Annotated in this window: 17 protein-coding genes; 16 read left to right on the top strand and 1 reads right to left on the bottom strand. The window is 43.2% G+C overall.

Going from position 1 to position 17,348, the window contains the following annotated elements:
• Positions 1-530: 530 nt before the first annotated feature.
• Entirely contained in the window at positions 531-1,154 is a 624-nt protein-coding gene (locus O3Q51_10100) for a fibronectin type III domain-containing protein (protein MCZ4409163.1), read from the bottom strand.
• A 959-nt stretch (positions 1,155-2,113) separates the two neighbouring features.
• On the opposite strand from O3Q51_10100, the gene O3Q51_10095 reads away from it, so the two are divergent.
• The 16 genes from O3Q51_10095 (at position 2,114) to O3Q51_10020 (ending at position 17,331) form a co-directional block, all read left to right on the top strand.
• The gene (locus tag O3Q51_10095; protein MCZ4409162.1) at positions 2,114-2,917 is read left to right on the top strand and encodes a hypothetical protein; all 804 of its coding nucleotides are present in this window, start codon (positions 2,114-2,116) and stop codon (positions 2,915-2,917) included.
• Between the two features lie 10 nt (positions 2,918-2,927).
• Positions 2,928-3,479, top strand: coding sequence for an ATP-binding protein (locus O3Q51_10090; protein MCZ4409161.1), 552 nt, complete (start codon positions 2,928-2,930; stop codon positions 3,477-3,479).
• A complete protein-coding gene (locus O3Q51_10085; GenBank protein MCZ4409160.1) occupies positions 3,476-4,951 on the top strand; it encodes a PIN domain-containing protein in 1,476 nt (491 codons plus the stop codon). The genes O3Q51_10090 and O3Q51_10085 overlap by 4 nt, the downstream gene beginning before the upstream one ends.
• Positions 4,948-5,319 carry an ASCH domain-containing protein gene (locus tag O3Q51_10080; protein ID MCZ4409159.1) on the top strand — a complete coding sequence of 124 codons (372 nt, stop codon included), beginning with the start codon at positions 4,948-4,950 and terminating at the stop codon, positions 5,317-5,319. Before O3Q51_10085 ends, O3Q51_10080 begins: the two co-directional genes overlap by 4 nt.
• 278 nt (positions 5,320-5,597) lie before the next feature.
• On the top strand, positions 5,598-6,482 hold the full coding sequence (locus tag O3Q51_10075) for a T9SS type A sorting domain-containing protein (protein MCZ4409158.1): 885 nt from the start codon (positions 5,598-5,600) through the stop codon (positions 6,480-6,482).
• Positions 6,483-6,811: 329 nt separating this feature from the next.
• The gene (locus tag O3Q51_10070) at positions 6,812-8,356 is read left to right on the top strand and encodes a T9SS type A sorting domain-containing protein (GenBank protein ID MCZ4409157.1); all 1,545 of its coding nucleotides are present in this window, start codon (positions 6,812-6,814) and stop codon (positions 8,354-8,356) included.
• A 40-nt stretch (positions 8,357-8,396) separates the two neighbouring features.
• The gene (locus O3Q51_10065) at positions 8,397-9,965 is read left to right on the top strand and encodes a T9SS type A sorting domain-containing protein (GenBank protein MCZ4409156.1); all 1,569 of its coding nucleotides are present in this window, start codon (positions 8,397-8,399) and stop codon (positions 9,963-9,965) included.
• Between the two features lie 10 nt (positions 9,966-9,975).
• The gene (locus O3Q51_10060; protein ID MCZ4409155.1) at positions 9,976-10,779 is read left to right on the top strand and encodes a T9SS type A sorting domain-containing protein; all 804 of its coding nucleotides are present in this window, start codon (positions 9,976-9,978) and stop codon (positions 10,777-10,779) included.
• A gap of 172 nt (positions 10,780-10,951) precedes the next feature.
• Positions 10,952-11,329, top strand: a complete 378-nt coding sequence (locus tag O3Q51_10055) for a hypothetical protein (GenBank protein MCZ4409154.1) — start codon at positions 10,952-10,954, stop codon at positions 11,327-11,329.
• 330 nt (positions 11,330-11,659) lie between these two features.
• Positions 11,660-12,346, top strand: a complete 687-nt coding sequence (locus O3Q51_10050; protein MCZ4409153.1) for a hypothetical protein — start codon at positions 11,660-11,662, stop codon at positions 12,344-12,346.
• Between the two features lie 20 nt (positions 12,347-12,366).
• A complete protein-coding gene (locus tag O3Q51_10045; GenBank protein ID MCZ4409152.1) occupies positions 12,367-12,906 on the top strand; it encodes a hypothetical protein in 540 nt (179 codons plus the stop codon).
• Between the two features lie 121 nt (positions 12,907-13,027).
• Positions 13,028-14,527, top strand: coding sequence for a DUF3500 domain-containing protein (locus O3Q51_10040; protein ID MCZ4409151.1), 1,500 nt, complete (start codon positions 13,028-13,030; stop codon positions 14,525-14,527).
• Positions 14,528-14,736: 209 nt separating this feature from the next.
• Positions 14,737-15,306, top strand: coding sequence for a helix-turn-helix domain-containing protein (locus O3Q51_10035; GenBank protein ID MCZ4409150.1), 570 nt, complete (start codon positions 14,737-14,739; stop codon positions 15,304-15,306).
• A 25-nt stretch (positions 15,307-15,331) separates the two neighbouring features.
• A complete protein-coding gene (locus O3Q51_10030) occupies positions 15,332-16,030 on the top strand; it encodes a CPBP family intramembrane metalloprotease (GenBank protein MCZ4409149.1) in 699 nt (232 codons plus the stop codon).
• A gap of 30 nt (positions 16,031-16,060) precedes the next feature.
• Positions 16,061-16,783, top strand: coding sequence for an acetolactate decarboxylase (locus O3Q51_10025; GenBank protein MCZ4409148.1), 723 nt, complete (start codon positions 16,061-16,063; stop codon positions 16,781-16,783).
• Entirely contained in the window at positions 16,780-17,331 is a 552-nt protein-coding gene (locus tag O3Q51_10020) for a GNAT family N-acetyltransferase (protein MCZ4409147.1), read from the top strand. Before O3Q51_10025 ends, O3Q51_10020 begins: the two co-directional genes overlap by 4 nt.
• The last annotated feature ends 17 nt before the right edge of the window (positions 17,332-17,348 follow it).

Genomic DNA, 17,348 nt, shown 5'->3' with positions numbered 1-17,348 from the left:
GTAACCAACAGGTACTACTCAAAACATCCGTGATTTTGTCTCCCTCTTGAGGGAGTAGCAGTTTCAATGATTGAAACTGTCGAGGGAGGAGAATAACATGAATCATCCCACCCCCGTCTTCTTCTCGTACCTCGCAGAATCCACCCCCGCCAGCGGGGGACACGTGTCCAAGTTCATTTTTTGAGTGAGTAACCAACAGGTACTACTCAAAACATCCGCGATTTTGTCTCCCTCTTGAGGGAGTGGCAGTTTCAATGATTGAAACTGTCGAGGGAGGAGAATAGCATTAATCATCCCACCCCCGTCTTCCGTTCGTGCCTCACAGAATCCACCCCCGCCAGCGGGGGACACGTGTCCAAGTTCATTTTTTGTTTGGGTAACAAACAGGTACCACTATAAACATCCGCGATTTTGTCTATCCCCCTTCGGAGGGGGTGCCAAGGTGGGGGAGGAGAGCCACACAAAAAAAACCTCCATCCCAATAAAGGAACAGAGGTTTTGCGCGTCAACCCAATATGTCGTAGTAGCCATCAAGCAGCCATCACCAACGCGGGATCGCTGAATCCGCTTTTCTCATCGCGTCGGCCGTAGGCCTTCACTCGAAACCAGTAATACGTTCCCGGGTTCAAGTTATCTACCGTCATTTTACTCTTGGAAGTCAGTCCCGCAGGCGACCATACCGCAGCAGGGTCTGCAGGGTCGGTAGTCGTCATCTCCACCTGGTAGTTCAGTGCGTAGCGCACCGCTGCCCAGTCCAGGATCACCTGTCCGCTTTGGCCGCTGCGTTCTGCGTTTAAATCCGTAGGCTCGGTGATCGGTGGGGTGGGTTCCGCCTCGCGACGTACCTCAAATCCCGAACTTAAAATCACGTTACCATCGCCCTGCGCCACAAAGGCCACATAGGCTCCGAGTTGACGTAACATTTCCTTCAATTCTTCTCCCAACGTGTTGCGTTGAAAGATGGCTCTTCGATCGCCAAATTTTGCCGCAGAAGCTGCATCGACAAATTCGATTCGCTTAGCGGTAAGCTCTGCTATGGTAGGCACGGGGCTGGGAAAGTTGGCGTTGCCATCCATATTTCGTTCTACATCTTTCGAGAACGTGACTAGCGATTTAGTAGAAAGGCTCGCAATACCCATTTTGATTTTAGACATAGCTTATCGTTTTAAGGGGCAGCGTTGTCTAGGCGATGCCCGAGTTAGTGGTAAATAAACGACGCTGTCAGTCAGCAGGTTACAGAGGTTTGGCGAAAATAGGGGGAATGAAAAATGACATCCTGACTGAAAAAAAGTAAGCATAAATTCCTGCGAAGAATTTATGCTTGCTCATACTCTGGTCCATTAAGACCCGTCGAAATAGGAGCAATAAAACAGTGGATAAACCACCCGAAAAGCGGCTAGGAAAATGCACGGAGCAGATCAGCCGTGGACTGCAGCGCACGCCCTGATTTCAATAAGTCAACTTCCACTCCCGATCGGTTAAAACAAGAGATAGCATAAATTCCATTTTTTCAGAGGGAAGCACAAAGGGCTACAGGCATCTGTCAACTTGTCCAGTCAAAACAGAATTTATGCTATCTATTTTTTTGAAAAAAAATGCGGATTCGTTCCAAAATGGGGGAAAGCCTCCTCGAATTGGAGGCCCAAAACGCCAAAAATCCACCCTTGCTTTTGACAAAAGCTACCTCACCTTTTATAGAAAGCGACATTGCTTTTGACAAAACCAACCTCACCTTTTACAAGAGGTGACCCTACTTCTTATACCAGGCTTCCCCATATGCTACAGCACCTGCCCCCACCTGTTGCAGAAGGCTGCCCTGCCTGCTGTAAAAGGCTACTCCGCTTCTTACAGAAAGTGCGACCATTTTATACAGCATCTACTACCGCTCGTTGCAGGATGCTATGCAAATCGGTACAGAAAGCTGCCCTGCCTCTTGCAGTACCCGGAGGATTTTACTGAAAAGCCGAACCCATAAATAGGGAATCACCCCCTGATGGCATAGGGTTTTTCCTGAAAAAAAAGGGGAAATCTCCTGTAGATGGGGTGGAGGGGAAGTGGTAGATTGGGGGGTTGATCTGAGATGATTTTTCTCTACCAATAAATCTCTACAAAAATGAAAGACCAAACATCCCGCTTTTTGTCAATTATCATTTTACCAATGCTACTAGTGTCTTGTATGTCATCAAAGTATTTTCAAGTTTTTGAAACCGCTGCCATTACCGAGAATGCTGCTGTTGAAGAGAAGATAAAATTTGAAACAGAAGAGCTTGCCTTTATTTATGATTTCTGGTCGAACAAAGGAGATTTTGGATTTCAAGTATGGAATCAATCTGATTCGATGATAGTAATTGATCTTGAGAATACATTCTATGTAAGGAATGGAAGGGCGAACCCATATTATGCGGATGGTGAGATAACATATTCAACTAGTCGAGCCACAACTGCTAGTGCGCAGAACAACTATCTGAATCCCTATCATAATCCGTATTACCTAACAAGTAGTTCTCTCTCTGCCTCAGCTGGATCAAGTTCTGGATTATCTCGAACCTATGAAAACCCTAGGAAAATTAAAGTTCCTGCGAACACGTTTATTGAAGTTATGGGTTTTTCAATGGTGTCAGGTTTCAAGAATGTATGTGGTATGGAAGTTTATCCGACTGCTAAAGAGACAGCTACTCAAGACTACACTGTCGACAATAGTCCGATCATATTTACGAATCGTATTTCCTATACCTCAGAGGGCGAGTTGAAAAGTGTTGAACATAGTTTTTATGTTTCCAATATTACGAATATGCCTCAATCTCAGGCACTGACTACCTTGGCTACAGATGATTGTGGCAACAAGTTGTACATTCCTAAAACAGTTTTTGCAGTAGGAAATCCAAAATCATTTTACTTTGAATATGTTCGAAAGTAATAGTAGTTGAATGACCAATTTTACTAAAACAATAAAACCATTTAAGCTAATATTCATTGGAGGAGTTCACGGAACTGGTAAAGGTAGATTCTGTAATCAACTTTGTTCCGAATTGAAATGGGAACATTTAGTAGCTAGTGAATTATTAAGATGGACAGAGTATAGTGATGACATTGCTAACAAGAAGGTCAAAAGCATCTCAGAAACTCAAGTGCGGTTGATGCAGGGCCTTAATCGTAAATGTGTGGAAGGCGGTTCTTATCTGCTTGATGGCCACTATACCTTACTTGATAATGAATACAGAGTGACGCGAATAGACTCGAAAATATTTAGAGCGATCAATCCTTCAGTTCTCTTATTAAAAACGGAAGTTTTAGATACAGTTTGGAGAAGGCTAAAGGCAAGAGATAGAAGAACGTACCCAATAAGTTTAATCGACCGAATGTTGGATGAAGAGTATGCATATTCTCTTGAGCTCGCAGCGGTTCTAGGGGTCCCTCATATTGAAATAGGTTCAAACAATTACAGAGAAGCTATCTCAAAAATTGCACAATTATTATGAAAGTATTACTAGACACTAACATTGTAATACACCGTGAAGCCAGCAGAGTGGTGAATCATGATATTGGCCAATTATTCAATTGGCTTGATAAGTTGAAGCATACTAAGTGTGTTCATCCGTTAACTGCTCTTGAATTATCAAAGCATAAGGACGGAGAGACTGTTGAGACTATGCAAGTTAAACTTTCAAGCTATCATTTTCTCAAAACTGAAGCTCCAATCGATAAGTCGATACAGGATATAATTGACACTCAAGACAAGAACGAAAACGATATAATTGACTCAAAAATTCTCAATGAACTGATTAATGAAAGAGTAGACTGCATAATATCAGAAGACAAAGGAATTACTCGGAAAGCGATTTCGCTTGGAGTCGAGGAAAAGGTATTCAATATTGACAGGTTCCTAGAAAAGGCAATCACAGAGAACCCATCATTGATTGATTATAATGTGCTCTCTGTTCAGAAGAAATTTTTCGGAGCCATTAGTGTGAAAGAGGAGTTTTTTGATTCATTTAGAGAGGATTACCCAGGATTTGACTCTTGGTTCAAGAAAAAATCTGATGAAGAAGCCTATGTGTGCACTTATGATGGAAACATGGGTGCATTTCTCTATCTTAAAGTAGAGGATGAGCATGAAAGTTACGCTGACATTCAACCTCAATTTGGGTCAAAGAAACGCTTAAAAATTGGAACACTAAAAGTTACTCTAAATGGTCTTAGACTTGGAGAACGTTTTCTGAAAATAGTTTTTGATAATGCATTAAAGCAAAAGGTTGATGAGATTTACGTTACAATATTTGACAAGCGACCAGGGCAAAAACTGCTTATTCGTGTACTTGAGCAATTTGGTTTTACTCAATATGGTACTAAGGACAATGGTGAGATTGTACTTGTTAAGGATTTTAGCAAGAAGGCTGACAAAGAAAACCCTCGCCTAACATTCCCTTTCCTACCTAGAGATAGTAACATCTACTTCACATCCATTCGTCCAGAGTACCATACTGAACTGTTTCCAGATTCAATTCTTAGAAATGAGTCGGCTGATGACTATATAGAAAATGAGCCACACAGAAATGCTATTAGCAAAGTGTACGTATCACATGCCTATGAAAGGCAAGTCCAGACAGGGGATGTTCTCCTTTTCTACAGGACAGGAGGGTACTATGCAGGGGTAGCAACTACTGTGGCTATAGTGGAATCTGTTATCGATAACATACAAAGCGAAGCAGAGTTGATTGATGTATGTCAAAAAAGAACAGTTTTAAGCAAAGAACAGCTGAAAGAATTCTGGAACAAGCATGAAAAGCTGAAACCATTTGTGATAAACTTGTTGTATTCTTATTCGATTCCGCGAAGGCCGAATCTAAAAAGGCTAATTGAATTGGGTGTAATTGAAGGAGTGGATAAAATACCGCGAGGCTTTGGTAAGCTGACATGGGAGCAACTTGAAAGAGCATTAAGAAATAAATGAAAGTTTTACTTGCAATAAAAGAAGAATATGCGTCAAAGATTTTTGACGGAACAAAGAAATATGAGTTCAGGAAGTCAATCTTCAAAGATCAACGCGTAAAGACTATAGTGGTTTACGTCTCTGCCCCCGTTCAGCAAGTGATTGGTGAGTTTGACATCGATCAAGTATATAAAGATGAACCTCAAAATATTTGGGAGCAGACAAAGGCTCAATCGGGAGTATCAAAAGATTTCTTTGACCTTTACTTTTTAAATAGAAGTAATGCTTACGCGATTAAGATAAAGAAGACAAGGAAGTACCCTAAACCTAAGGCACTTCTTGAAGATTTTAACATGTCTTTCGCGCCCCAATCTTATGTCTATCTCTAGCCCAGTTATTACCAGCTCCGCCAAAAAGAAAGCTGAAGCCTTTGCGCGGCTATACTACCTTAAGTCACTGTTTATGTTTGAACCGCAGGATTGCAAATCCAGCGGAGCAGATGACCATTATGTTAGCTTGTATCTCTTTTTGTGATACTACAGGTCAAAGATCCCGAAAAGTAGGGGGGGCATCCCTGCTGAGAAGAGTAGTAAAGCTCTTCAACAATAGCACAAAATAAAAAGCGATTAAAGCGAAAAAAGGAATATTTTAGATCGAACTAAAAATGATGAAACAGCTCCCCTTATTTCTTTTGATCCTCTCTTCATCTTTCGTCTATTCACAGAATGATTCACTTATGCCCAATCTAAGTGCACATTATTTAATAGAGTGCACCACAGGCTGTGAAATCCCTCCATGCGAAACCACTTATCACGACTTTTACTTTATCAATTCAGATCTTTCAAACGATACTGTTGATATCGAAGCTTCGGGTCAGGTTTTTGCAAAGATTTATATGGATAGTTCCAAGGTGTATTTGAAGAGATTAGGTGCCATACCATCTGATTGCTATCTAGGATGGGAAGACTTTGAGCTTAGCGGCGAATGGGAATTACTCTACGATTACGGCCTGTCGGTAGGAGATGCAGCATATTCAGTCTATGGCAATCCTACTGTTGTTACATCAATAGAAGACATCGTTATCCAAGGGGAAAGCAGGAAAAAATTCATATTAGACGAAGGTATTTCAGCATATATTCAGGGCATTGGAGATGTCGGACACCCACTTTTACCCCTCATGTTTATGTTTGAAGTCCAATACAGGGTGTGCAGTTCAGAATTGTTTTATACCGGCCCCTCCGCCATCGATACCATCTACTATTCTCCGAATTGCGAAGGTGGTTTTCTGTCGAGTGTGCATGAAAGTGTTGAAAAAATTGCGGTTTATCCAAATCCTTCTGATGGAACAGTAAATGTGCAACTGTCTGCCAATGTTCAAATAGAATCACTGCTTGTGGTGGACGTCATGGGCAGGGTAGTGTTAAGAGATAATTACTTTCAAGGTGGCGAGGACCTTTATGAATTAGATCTTACCTCTTTAAAAGCAGGAATATATACGATCATCATCCATAAAAAAGATAGGGCTTATAGTTCTCGGATCGTTTTGAACTGAGAAGCTGTCTTTGTTTATATCGACTGACGTGCGAAATGACATGGTCCATTCGCTCCGCTCCTCAGAATTTACCTTCGGTGAGATCGCTCCGTTGTCGCTAAGTTGCCACCCTGCGGAACTAACATAAATACCGCCGGGTTACTACTTAGCGCAGCGTTCTCACGCAGCGAAGCAAGTACACCCAGCGGCGCACATAGAAGCAAATATTGAATGTGCGATAGGCTATAGTAAGGGTATTTTGGGGGTATTTTTCTAATGCTTACATTTAAGCAATATTCTCATTTACAAGTCAATAAATAATGGATGAGCCTTAAACCAACCTACTGTTCATGAACCTTAAAGCGACCATACTATTCTCGAGTGCTCTCGTAGCAAGCGCCTTCTTATTTGCCCAACAACCAGGAACCTTAGACGGAGACTTTGACGCAAACGGCTCCGTCATCACCAGTATTACCAGTGATCCTGACGGGGCAAATTCCGTCGTTGTACAACCCGATGGAAAAATCGTGGTTGCGGGAAGAGCAGGACTTGGTTTTTTCAACGTACCCTCAGATTATGCCACGGTCAGATACCTTCCAGATGGATCGCTAGATGCTTCTTTTGGAACAAATGGAATTGTAACAGCTGACCTCGGAACTTTAGACCATGCAAATTCCATAGCGTTGCAAACAGATGGCAAGATTGTAGTTGGCGGAACCTCCACTGGCATCATCTCATCCGAGGCATTTGCTTTAGTGCGTTACCATCAAGACGGTACAATCGATAATTCGTTCAGCACAACAGACCAAGATGGATTGTTCACGGGGCCTTTAGGAGAATGCGAAGCTATTGCTATACAGTCTGATGGAAAGATAGTGGCAGCCGGCAGAGTATCTACCTCCTCTTATGATTTTCGTTTGGCACGTTATAATATAGATGGTACGATTGACAATACATTCGGGCCTAACGGTGTGGTCACAACTGATTTGGGTGGACTGGATGACGTATTGAGATCAATAGCTATACAACCAGACGGAAAAATTGTTGTTGCTGGTTTAAGCGATAATGGGGCTAATTTTGATTTTGCCGTGGCTCGATACAATTCAGACGGGTCTTTAGACAATGGTTTCAGTTTCAATGGGGTCGTGTCCACTGATTTTGGAGGTGTCGGTGATGGCGCACGGTCGGTGTTATTGCAGCCTGATGGTAAGATTGTGGTGGTAGGGATTACTACCGCGAGTCCAGTTAACTTTCGCGCCCTTGCGAGGTACAACGCAGATGGCACTCTTGACAACACATTTGGTGTTAATGGTAAAGTGGTAACAATGGTTGCAGGTGTTAGTTATAGTTCGGTCCTTCAGCCAGATGGAAAAATCATTGTTGTGGGTGGTTTAGATGCTATCGATCTCATGCGCTACCATGTGGATGGAACACTTGATACTGATTTTGGTGTAAACGGTATTGCAGAAGCAAATATTGGGCTTTCAGGTAGCTCTGCAAACAGTTGTGATTTGCAACCTGATGGAAAAATTGTTGTAGCTGGATCGGCTCATGCCATTGCAACTGATGATGTAGGCTTCGCTGTGGCCAGGTTTATTACCGGTTTAAACCTTGGTGTGGTTTCGTTTTCCAAACAGGACAATGCTATGCTCGTTTATCCTAACCCAGTACAAGAACGTGCCGTCTTAAAGTACACCTTGAGCACTACCGAAACAATAAGCATTGATTTGTATGATGTGTCTGGCAAGTTGGTGCAATCGCTTGTGCAGTCAGAAAAACGAACCAAAGGGCCGCAGAAGGAAACGCTCGTGATAGATTCTTCCATTCCTGCCGGAACTTATATCCTTACACTTAGCAATGGAGTGGGAAGCTCTAGTGTGAGAATTAGCAAATAGAAACCATTAGAATTGACTTGCTACACTAAAACCGACTAATATGAAACTTACTAAAACCACACTGATCTGTCTACTAGTACTTGCTCAAACCATTTCCTGCGCTCAACCCGGAGGCCTGGACAATACTTTTGGAAACAATGGAATAGTCGTTACAGATTTTGGATTTAACATAGAGCGCAGTGATGGTATGACTATTCAGAATGATGGCAAAATATTGCTGGTGGGAAGAGCTGACAATGGAGCCAACAATGATCTGATTCTTGTTCGATATAATTCGGATGGAACATTGGACGCTTCTTTTGACGGTGACGGTATTACCAGCGTAGACCTTGGTGGAGATGAGTTTGGCACCTCGGTAATAACATCTCCTGACGGGAAGATTTATGTTGCAGGCTACCGGAACGAATCGCCCAATAGGGACTTTCTTATTTACAAATTCAATGCCGATGGCTCTGTTGATATGACATTCGGCACAAATGGGAGAGTAGATATCGACTTCGGTGGCACAGATGACGTCGCCAACAATATTATGCTGACCTCAGCAGCGGTGGTTGTAACCGGGCAGTCTAAAAATGGAGCGAATAACGATTTTGCAGCGGTACGTTATTTACAATCAGATGGCACTCCTGACAATACGTTTGGTGCGCTCGGTAAGGTAACTTTTGATATTGTTGATTCTGATGCCTGTGAGGCCTCCATGCTTCAAGAAAGTGGCAAGCTCACTCTGTTTGGTTATGTCAGCGTAGCTGGCAATAGAGATTTCGCCATGGTGCGATACAACGAGGATGGTTCGCTGGATAATAGTTTTGGTTCCGCAGGAGCAAAAGTCACAGATATTAATGGAGGGTCAGATGAAGGCCATTCAATTACGCATCAGCCAGATGGGAAAATAGTGGCGGCAGGTATAGATCTTAGCGTGAATTCAGGTATTGGCCATCTTGTAGTCGTCCGTCACAATGAAGATGGTTCACTCGATGGTAGTTTCGGCACAGGAGGAAAGGTTTCAGAAGCCATCGGATTGCGTGAGTTCCAAAGCACAAGTCTTGTTGCAATGCAGGCAGATGGCAAAATTCTTATTGCGGGCACTTCAAACGTTTTGGGCGAAACTGATGAAATGACTTTGGTACGGTTAAATTCGGACGGAAGTTTTGATAACACGTTTGGTAATGATGGTATTGTTATCACCGATATACCAGGGGGAAGTAATCTGACCAAAAGCATCGCCCTGCAAATAGATGGTAAGATTGTAATTGGTGGGTACGCATTTCCTGATGGATCAAACAGTGGCGATTTGGCGATGTGCAGATACCTATCAGGTACAGAATTAGGGATTCTCGATTTCTCGGTTGAAGACAACAGTATGCTCGTTTATCCTAACCCAGTACAAGAAACTACCGTCTTAGAGTACACCTTGAGCACTTCCGAAACCATAAGCATTGATTTGTACGATGTGTCGGGCAGGTTGGTACAATCGCTCGTGCAGTCAGAAAAACGAACCAAAGGTCCGCAGAAGGAAACGCTCGCCTTAGATTCTTACCTTCCTGCCGGAACGTATATCCTTACACTTAGCACTGGAGCGGGAAGCTCTAGTGTGAGAATAACCAAATAATCATTCTATCATGAAAAATAACTTCACCCTTCTGTTTGCATTAGTTGCTTCATTTAGTTTGTCAGCCCAGTCCATATTCATTAATGAAATTCATTACGACAATATTGATTCTGACACATTAGAAGCTATTGAAATTGCTGGCATACCTGGAACAGACCTAGCAGGATGGTCAGTTGCTCTATACAATGGTGCCAGCGGTTCTCTATATAATACCATTAACTTATCAGGAACAATTTCAAATGAAGGGGCTGGTATTGGTGCCATAGCTTTTAGTATTCCTGTTAACGGGCTTCAAAACGGAAGTCCGGACGGCTTAGCCTTAGTGGATAACCTCGCGAACGTCATTCAGTTTTTAAGTTATGAAGGCAACATAACCGCAACAAATGGACCTGCTGTCGGACTTACATCTACAGATATTGGTGTTGAAGAAACAGGTGAAACACCAGTTGGACATTCATTGCAGCTTACTGGAAATGGAATAGGAAGTACATATGATGATTTTACTTGGACTGGACCTTTAGCTAGTACATTAGGCTCTCTGAATGTTGGTCAACCATCTTTTTTAGCAATAAACGAACGGGAGCAATTGCAATTTTCCGTTTACCCAAATCCGGTAACCAATGGTACCATTAACATTGTAACCAGCAGTAATGAAGCAATGCAAGCTTCTGTATTTGATGTTTTGGGAAAATTGGTAATGACTCAAAACGTCACAAACAAAATCCTTGTATTAGATGCCACACTTCCTTCGGGGAGTTATATCCTTAGGCTTAGCAATGGAGTGGAAACCTCCAGTGTGAGAATTAGCAAATAGGAATCATCTGCAGCGACAACAGAGCAGCCATATTAATTTCGAAGCTCACAACTCGGCAATTGGACTTACTCAAATCATCTTCCTTCTTTTCCATCTCCTTTTTACCCTGAAAGAAGCCTCATCCCCAATACACTGAAATTCCATACTTTCAGGGCACTAAAACCCGATTAGTATGTTTTCCTATTTCTCTAAAAGAGGACACATCTGCATTATGGCCATTGCCGTCATATGCAGCTTCACTCGATGCACCAATGAACTAAAGGTCCAGTCAAGCGAATTGCTCGAACCGTACAACGAGGAGCAAATAGTCATCATTCAAGACCATTGGAAGCAGTATTTTAAGGATGATATTTTTGCTGCTTTGGGTTCGGGCGAGGCTGTGTTTCCCATCGCCTTTGATAGCTATGGCGCCATTTACCCGAACGATAGCCTCTTTTTGGAATTTGATGAAGATAATTTTGCTGCGGGCCTTCCCGGCAAAATGGATCAGATGAAGAATGTGGCCACCTTAAAACACAGCGACAATGATCTGCTCCGTATTCTAAGGTAAAACCAAACGGAGTTTTCAACAATAGTTTACTTGATGTCTGTAGGTTTCAACAAACGGAGTTCCTATTTGTGGAAGCTATGGAAATGGATGAAACCATTGCGGCCCGAGATGTCCATCCATAGCCCACGGTATACCTTCGGTGAGACCTCCTTCGTCGCTAAGTTGCTACCCCTGCCGTGCAGGATCTACGACCTGCGGCAATAACACGAATACCGCAGTGCACATGGCGTGCGGGGGAAGTGGTAAATGGGAAGCAGACTTTAAAATGCTTTTACAAACGAATGTTAATGGCACTGATAAGGTAGATATCACGAATAAACTTGTGTATTATTGAATCAATACACAGGTTGGCATATCATGTTTAAATTCTCTTTTCTACTACTACTAACACTACTCTCTTTTAGCAGAACTGTCTTCGGTCAGTTGAGCGTTGAATCTATCGGATACATATTCCCGGTAGACTCGGCAGAAATAGAGCGATTTCGGGAGGCTTCGAATGAGTTTCAAACCTACTACAAATACGGGGGCTACAGAAAAACGGAAGAGATTTTCCCCAATGGCTCATTCATGGGCATGAAAATTAATCATATTCCACCACCTTCTAACTTCAGTGCACTCTACATGTCTAGGGATGGGAGTATTTTACCTACAACGAAGGAGCTGGTAGATAGCCTGTTTATGAAGGCATTCCTTGACTCTAGCTTTAGTATCGAAAGTGATGAAGTATTCTTGTACTATATGCTGCTCACCAGATCGGGCTACCTTGTCGATGAATCTTCAGATTTGTTGAGCTTTCAGCAAAGCGTCAAAGATAAATTTGACAGCTATCGAAAGGAACAAGAGAACATGACTTCCGATAGTTTGGCTATTCAAACAACATTCAAATATTCTTACAACAGAGCATTTAGAACAATCTATGAATATAGATTCTATTGCAACAGTAATGGAGATTGGGTACGACCTCCTGAGAAAATAGAACTATTCAAGGAGGTGGGGCCATTAAATTATTGGAGATAAATAATTGTTGGCAAGCATTCATGAAAAACAAAAAACTCAAAAGGGCGCTTACTATAATCTCGATCATTGCGATAGTGATTATTGCTGCATATTGGACTTTAGAATATGCGCTGGGAAATATAAACTATGAAGCCACTTTTGCGACGGAATACATAGGATCAGGTAAGCCTGAAAAACAGAAAATTAAAACTGACTGGGCGATACTTGAGACACCTGATAATTGGATTCATGTCGTTTTAAAACCAACTGATCCTGGATATGTAGGTTGTTTTTTAACTGGACAAGGAGCGGTTTTTTATGAATATGGATGGTATGCTCCATCATATGAAAAAGGTGATAATGATATTTATCAGTCCGTTAAGGATACTATTCGCGGGCTGGCGATAATAACTATAACAAGTGCTGACAAGACTGGGTTTCATGTTCCAAAACAAAACTCGATGTATGCTGGATTGACATTCTACCCGTCTGAAACTTGTCGAGAACTGAAACATGAAATTCTCGATATCCTGACGACATTAGACTTGAAAAAAATAATGACGCCTGCCAACAATACCTAAGAATACATGCCCTTCGGGACACGTTTCTTAGCTTAGCGTTAACTATTTTCTCTCCGAAAGGTATACCACCCGGCGGTACGGAGAAAGCCATTTTTCCTAATAAGACATTTAGAATAATCAAATGAAAAAAGTACTTGCACTAATGGGTATTGCTATGCTTTTGGCTTGCCAATCGGAGAACAAACAGAAAATCGAAATAACGTTTCAAATCGATATGTCGGAAGTAATAATGGACATAGAAGATTCTTCAACGATTGGGATCGTTGGGTCAGGCCCCTTGAATTGGGAGATAACGCCCTTGGCCAATGAAGGGAATGATATCTATTCGGTTACGTTTGATTGGCCCATCACAGATACGGTGCCTATTGAGTACACGTTTATGCATAGCTATACTTCTTTTGATGAGGGAAACATTGGTGAGGCGGCCTACCGAATGGTCAAGCCCGTTCCCGGAAAGCAAGTAGTGCCATTGGTAAAATGGGGAGATCTTCCCGCACTGGCCATTGGACGTGCCAATCCTTCACCGATGCTTAAAGTAGAGCGGGCAGATACCAAAGCCGAAGAGAAAGCGCTGGGTACTCCCTTTTTGGGCGTCACCGCTCAGGGAGTGGTCGAGTCAAATTTGTATTCCATCCGCAAGACTAATGTGAGCACATCACCGATAAAGAATGCGGTTGAGGAATTCCTGGCTTCCTTGACGCCCGAGCTGCGTGAGAATTGCACTTTTCCCATAGATGACCGAGAGTGGAGAAGGTGGTCGAACATAGATTACTACGAAAGGAAAGGGGTGGGATTGACCGATCTTTCGGAGACACAAAAGGCATTGGTTTTTCAGATCCTGAAAGAAAGCTTGAGTGCTAAAGGATTCAATAAGACGCAGGACATTATGAAGATGGAGGCTTACTTGGCAAGGCTAACGGGCGAGACCGACCTTTTAGGTCCTGACCTTTACTGGTTTTCCTTTATGGGTTCGCCTTCTGAAACGGAGCCTTGGGGCTGGCAAATCGATGGGCACCATTTGGTGATCAACTACTTCATTCTAGGGGATCAAATCGTGATGACACCTACCTTTATGGGCTCAGAGCCCAACTTCATTGCCGACGGCGCTAACCAAGGCACACGCACTTTTGAGCACGAAGAAAGATTGGGACTAAAGTTCTACCATTCATTGAATGAGGAGCAGAGAGCGGAGGCCACACTCTTTAATAAGAAAGAGTATAATTACCTGCAAGCTGGCGCTTTTAGCGATAACATGAACGTGCCTTACAAAGGGTTGCAACTGTCGGGGCTTAATGATTCTCAACGGCAAATTCTCGAAGAATTGGTTTTTGAATACATTGGCAATATAAAGGCAGGTCACGCCGAAATCAGAATGGAAGAGATACGCACTCACTTAAACGAAACGTACTTTTCTTGGGTAGGCGATGCGGAAGGTGCAGGGCCGTTTTACTACAGGGTTCACAGCCCGGTAGTGCTGATTGAGTTTGATCATCAAAAGCCCATCTTCTTAGAAGGGACGATAGCAGACAAAAAGCATGTGCATACCGTTGTGAGAACCCCCAACGGCAATGACTACGGCAAGGATCTTTTGCAGCAACACTTGGATGATCATCATCACTAGGATTTGGTTTTGGCCCGCATTTTCTCCTTAGGATGTGCCTGGAATTGCATTGATGGTGTGCAGTTTTCTTCAATCTTCATCTTGTGTAGATTTGTCCCGACACAGCCCCAAACCCCTATATTTACTGCAAATGCCATATAGGTGACATTTAAATGACGTGCTAATTACCTGAGATCAACGCTAGATTTGACCCCAACAAAACACGACAAATGAAAACAACGTCAATTAGCGAAAACCTAGTCTTTCATCGAAAGCAAAAGGGGTATACACAAGAAGAACTTTCAGACAAAACAACGGTAGGTGTGCGCACCATTCAGCGGATAGAAAAAGGCGACGTTCAACCGCATCTGCAAACGGTCAAACTACTGGCAGCCGGACTAGGGGTGGAGGTCGACGATTTAATGGTTCTCGACAATCCCAAAGAAGAACCGGTGCAGCGAAAGTGGATGATGCTATTGCATGTATCACCCTTTTTCGGATTCATCCTTCCGCTTACCAATATTTTGTTTCCGCTGGTGATATGGATCAGCAAGGCGGAAGACAATAAAGTTTACGATGCACACGGTCGGGCAGTGATCAATTTTCATTGCACCATGACCCTGCTAGTGATCGTTTCGTTATTGCTGTTTTTTCCTTTCCCGGGTATCAACTTCTTCGGGACGGGTGCAGTCGTTCTGTTCAGTATCGTAGTGAGCATTAAAAATGCACTGTCGGCCTTGGAGTCCGCTTCGTGCTACTACCCGCTCTCTATTCCTTTTTTAACGCCCAAAGCGGCTTAGGTTTTCAATTCATATTCGATCTGTTATGTTGGGGTTATTGGTTATAACGCTGGCCTCTTGGGTGCTCTTGCATTTTCTTGCCAAAGAGAATCTCTCGGTGCTAGGAGTTTTTCCCATTGGTAAGGGGATGATTCAATTCGGAATGGGTTTGGTTTTTATAATGGCTATTACATTGGTCAATATCTATGTGGAAACCATCGTTCTAAATGTGGATTGGCAATGGCAAACTGATATTCACTACCCATCCATTTTTGATGCGTTCGTTTATCATCTCAGGTCGGCTTTGACGGAGGATTTGGTGTTTAGAGGAGCCATACTCTATATACTCATCAAGAGGTTGGGCAGCTCATGGGCTATCTTCATTTCGGCCTTGTGCTTTGGCGTGTATCATGTGTTCTCCTATGGTATAGCAGGTGGCGGCAACATCCTTACTCTATTCGTTGTCATTACCACGGGGTTTACCGGATATGTATGGGCATATACCTTTTCCAAGAGCAAATCGATTATGTTGGGTTTGGGTTTTCACCTGGGTGTAAACATGATGAATTCTTTTTTCTTTGAGTCACAACCTTATGGTGAGTTGATTTTTAGAGTCGTGAGCAAAACACCATTGGCAGACTGGGATGCGGGGGCATTCAGTCTGTTTAAAGGGTTCTTTCCGGCTATTCTGTCCCTGCTTTTCGTGAAATACATTTTGAGAACCTCCTTGTACTTTAGAAAGTAGTTCTTACTATTGAGCTATAACTCAATTGCCATGAAATACCCATTCCTATTACTTCTGATATTCGCTTTGAGTGGCTGTTCCACTGCTCCCGATGCCGACGATACCTATACAGTCGGTTACCATGGTGCACTCAAGAACATGATGCACAAGGGTGATATTTCCGCTCAAGCTAATTTGGCTGACTTTCGGGATGAAGCGCATCTCTACGCCCTCGGGGCGGTGGAGAATTTGAAAGGAGAAATTCTCATTCTCGATGGCGAACCTTACATCACCTCGGCTGAAGGGCAAAATCTGACTCTCGATCATTCATTTGACCATAAGGCAACACTGCTGGTCTATGCCTCGGTCAATGAGTGGACAAGCCATTCCATTCCCAAAGAGGTTTCCACCTATGAAGACTTGGAAAGCCACATCGAAAAAGTGGCAAAAGAGAATGGCATCAACACGGATGAACCGTTCCCCTTTTTGATCAATGGTATGGCGGAGACTGCCGACTGGCACGTCATCAATTGGAAAGATGGAGATACCGAACACAGCCACGAGAAGCACATCAAATCGGGCGCTTATGGCACGCTATCCAACCAAGAAGTGGAGATATTGGGGTTCTACTCCAGGAGTCACCACGCCATTTTTACCCATCACACCACCAATATGCACCTGCATGTGCGTGCCACTGACAACAGTACCTTGGGGCATCTGGACGGATTGGCCTTAAGCCCGGGTATGACCTTAAAACTACCGACTGTAAAATGAAACCAATACTAGAAACCAAACGGCTGGTGTTGAGGGAAGTGACACCGGCTGATGTAGACGATATGCTTCGATTGCACTCGAATAGTCTCGTGCAGCAATATACCGGCGAGTCAACCGTAAGGTCCAAAGAAGATATGTTGCGGGCCATTAGCGAAAGAGTGAACCTTTACGAGAAAGTAGGATACGGCAGGTGGCCCACCTTCTTAAAGGATGGAATGCAGTTTATCGGATGGGCAGGATTGGCCTACCTGCCTGAGTTTGATGAGATTGATTTGGGGTACCGCTTCTTGCCCGAGTATTGGGGCATGGGGTATGCTACTGAGGCATCAGAAGCCATATTGAAATATGGTTTCGGTAAACTCGACCTGGAAAGGATTATCGCCATTGCCATGAAGGAGAACAAAGCCTCGATAAGGGTTATGGAAAAGGTGGGAATGGCATTTGACAAGTTTGCACGTTATGATCCGGGTGGCGAAGACGTGGCGTGGTATCAATGCGATAAAAGTTGGTTAAGCGCTCGGGCCAAATCAGGGGAGGAGAGGATTTAAGGTGAAGGCTCATTATG

Source organism: Cryomorphaceae bacterium 1068 (assembly GCA_027214385.1).
GTDB lineage: Bacteria > Bacteroidota > Bacteroidia > Flavobacteriales_D > Cryomorphaceae > JAKVAV01.
The sequence above is the reverse complement of the archived record's forward strand: the minus strand, read 5'-3'. Positions and strand labels throughout refer to the sequence as shown.

Coding starts and splice junctions, on each gene's coding strand:
- O3Q51_10100 (MCZ4409163.1), bottom strand. CDS start 1,154: ATGTCTAAAATCAAAATGGGTATTGCGAGCCTTTCTACTAAATCGCTA.
- O3Q51_10090 (MCZ4409161.1), top strand. CDS start 2,928: ATGACCAATTTTACTAAAACAATAAAACCATTTAAGCTAATATTCATT.
- O3Q51_10055 (MCZ4409154.1), top strand. CDS start 10,952: ATGTTTTCCTATTTCTCTAAAAGAGGACACATCTGCATTATGGCCATT.
- O3Q51_10085 (MCZ4409160.1), top strand. CDS start 3,476: ATGAAAGTATTACTAGACACTAACATTGTAATACACCGTGAAGCCAGC.
- O3Q51_10065 (MCZ4409156.1), top strand. CDS start 8,397: ATGAAACTTACTAAAACCACACTGATCTGTCTACTAGTACTTGCTCAA.
- O3Q51_10025 (MCZ4409148.1), top strand. CDS start 16,061: ATGAAATACCCATTCCTATTACTTCTGATATTCGCTTTGAGTGGCTGT.
- O3Q51_10060 (MCZ4409155.1), top strand. CDS start 9,976: ATGAAAAATAACTTCACCCTTCTGTTTGCATTAGTTGCTTCATTTAGT.
- O3Q51_10075 (MCZ4409158.1), top strand. CDS start 5,598: ATGAAACAGCTCCCCTTATTTCTTTTGATCCTCTCTTCATCTTTCGTC.
- O3Q51_10030 (MCZ4409149.1), top strand. CDS start 15,332: ATGTTGGGGTTATTGGTTATAACGCTGGCCTCTTGGGTGCTCTTGCAT.
- O3Q51_10095 (MCZ4409162.1), top strand. CDS start 2,114: ATGAAAGACCAAACATCCCGCTTTTTGTCAATTATCATTTTACCAATG.
- O3Q51_10045 (MCZ4409152.1), top strand. CDS start 12,367: ATGAAAAACAAAAAACTCAAAAGGGCGCTTACTATAATCTCGATCATT.
- O3Q51_10080 (MCZ4409159.1), top strand. CDS start 4,948: ATGAAAGTTTTACTTGCAATAAAAGAAGAATATGCGTCAAAGATTTTT.
- O3Q51_10040 (MCZ4409151.1), top strand. CDS start 13,028: ATGAAAAAAGTACTTGCACTAATGGGTATTGCTATGCTTTTGGCTTGC.
- O3Q51_10020 (MCZ4409147.1), top strand. CDS start 16,780: ATGAAACCAATACTAGAAACCAAACGGCTGGTGTTGAGGGAAGTGACA.
- O3Q51_10035 (MCZ4409150.1), top strand. CDS start 14,737: ATGAAAACAACGTCAATTAGCGAAAACCTAGTCTTTCATCGAAAGCAA.
- O3Q51_10070 (MCZ4409157.1), top strand. CDS start 6,812: ATGAACCTTAAAGCGACCATACTATTCTCGAGTGCTCTCGTAGCAAGC.